The following is an 863-nucleotide window of genomic DNA, read 5'->3' as shown; positions in this document are numbered from 1 at the left end:
GCCGGCACCACACGCAACCACCCATCGAGCACGAACAGCGCCGCCCCCGACACCGGCGACCCAATCGGCACAGCCCCTGACCCCGGGGTGAGCGGGGCACTGATCGCCGCATACACCGTGGTCTCGGTCGGCCCATAAGCGTTGAGCATCACCCGCCCCGACGCCCACCGATTGACCACCTCAGCCGGACACGCCTCCGCGGCCACCACCAACGCCACCGACTCCAACCCCTGCGGCGAAAGCATCGCCACCGCCGACGGGGTCTGACTCAACACACTGACCCGTTCAGCAATCAGCAAGCCCTGCAAATCATCCGGGGAACCCACCACCGCCTCAGGCACCACCACCAACCGCGCCCCATGCAACAACGCACCCCAGATCTCCCACACCGAGTAGTCAAAGGCATAGGAATGGCACTGTGTCCACACCTGCCCCGCGGTCAGGTCCAATCCGGCATCAAACGCGTCGAATAACCGCGTCACGTTGTGGTGCGTGACCGCAACACCTTTAGGAACACCGGTGGTGCCCGAGGTGTAAATCAGATATGCCACATCCTCTGAAGTCGGGCCCGACAACGCCGTCGCTGGCTCAACATCGATAGCGGGGTCGTTGACATCGATGATTGCCACGTCATGGCCATCCAGCCGTGACCGCAGGCCCGCCGTGGTCAGTACCGCGACCGGGGCGGCATCAGCCACCAGGAACCCGATCCGGGCCGCGGGCAGGCCCGGATCGATTGGCACATAGGCCGCCCCCGACTTGAGCACCGCCAGGATCGCCACGATCGCCTGCGCGCCGCGCGGCAACAACAACCCCACACACCCACCCGGTCCCGCCCCTTGGGCAACGAGTAAGTGCGCTAA

General features: G+C 65.6%; 1 protein-coding gene. It reads right to left on the bottom strand.

The window, feature by feature from the left end; translation table 11 throughout:
* Positions 1–863, bottom strand: an 863-nt coding sequence (locus A5692_RS27215; RefSeq protein WP_156766318.1) for an AMP-binding protein, incomplete at both ends; no start/stop codon positions are given.

The organism is Mycobacterium sp. E342 (assembly GCF_001667665.1).
In the GTDB taxonomy this organism is placed as follows: Bacteria; Actinomycetota; Actinomycetes; order Mycobacteriales; family Mycobacteriaceae; genus Mycobacterium.
The sequence above is the reverse complement of the archived record's forward strand: the minus strand, read 5'-3'. Positions and strand labels throughout refer to the sequence as shown.